This is a genomic window from Paracoccus sp. PAMC 22219, assembly GCF_000787695.1.
Lineage (GTDB): Bacteria > Pseudomonadota > Alphaproteobacteria > Rhodobacterales > Rhodobacteraceae > Paracoccus.
In genome coordinates this window covers 1-1,169 of sequence record NZ_BBPH01000206.1, presented here as the reverse complement: position 1 = coordinate 1,169, position 1,169 = coordinate 1, and the positions used below count along the sequence as shown (strand labels likewise).

The window sequence follows — 1,169 nt, the reverse complement described above, 5'->3', positions numbered from 1 at the left end:
GCTGCGCCGCCGGGATAATGCAGGGCGATCGGGACGTTATATCCGATCGAACTATGGGGTCGGTCCTCGTTGTAGTGCCTACGCCAAGTCTCCAGTTTTTCCTGCGCGTCTGCAAGGCTCATGAACCAGTGTGCGTTCAGGCATTCAGACCTGAGTTTGCTGTTGAACGCCTCAATGAAGCCATTGTCGGTGGGCTTGCCAGGGCGTGAGAAGTCCAGGGTGATATCGTTGGCGTAGGCCCACAGGTCGAGGTCGCGCGAGATGAACTCGCTGCCATTGTCTACCCGGATTGTCCTGGGATAGCCGACTTGGGCACAGACCCGTTCCAGTGTCCGGACCACATCCTCGCCGCGGTAGGTGAAGCGCGGGTCAGCTGCTGGACAGAAACGGGAATGCGTGTCGACGATCGTCAGGATCCGCAGCTTGTTGCCCAAGGCCAATTGGTCATGAACAAAGTCCATGGCCCAGACATCATTCGGCGCGACAGCCTCCTGGCGATCGTCTCGCAGCTTGGCCTTCACCCGCCGTTTCGGGTTCTTGTTCCTGAGCTGCACACCTAATTCATTGTAAATTCTACGAGTCTTCTTGATGTTCACCTGCCAGCTCTCCCGTCGCAGCAAGACGTGGACACGCCGATATCCATAGCGCACCCGCGTTTCGCAGATCTCCCTGATCCGTCTCTCGACGGCTGCCTGGTCCGTGCGCCGGGACTTGTAGTGGAACGTGGAGGTGTCAAACCGCAGGGCCCCACAAGCCCTGCTTATCGACGCGCCCCAATCGATGCACATCCCGCGAACTAGTTCGCGCATCCGGCCAGGCTTCAGAGCTTTCGCCGGATGACGTCCTGCAGCATTTCCCGATCCAAAGTCAGGTCCGCGACGATCTTTTTCAGGCGGCCGTTCTCGTCCTCCAGCGCCCTCAGCCGACGCATCTCGTCCGGCAGCAGGCCGCCATACCGCTTCTTCCAGTTGAAGTAGGTCGCCTGGCTGATACCCGCCTTGCGGCAGACCTCGGCCACCGGCGTGCCTTCCTCGCCTTGCTTCAGGATGAACGCCTTCTGCGCTTCCGTGAACTTCGATGCCTTCATCGTTCTCCGCTCCTCTCCCAGCCAGGGAAGGTTAGCCGAAAACTCCAGCTTCAAACGGTCCAGTTCTCAGGGGGCAGAGCAA

1 protein-coding gene is annotated in these 1,169 nt (G+C 59.5%); it reads right to left on the bottom strand.

Going from position 1 to position 1,169, the window contains the following annotated elements:
- Positions 1 to 1,087, bottom strand: a protein-coding gene (locus TY51_RS18515; RefSeq protein ID WP_156118121.1) for an IS3 family transposase whose coding sequence is annotated in 2 segments (ribosomal slippage) — positions 1 to 826 and positions 826 to 1,087 — 1,088 coding nt annotated over the 2 segments. Because the reading frame shifts where the segments join, the coding sequence is not laid out codon by codon here. This gene is flagged as partial in the annotation.
- Positions 1,088 to 1,169 lie beyond the last annotated feature (82 nt).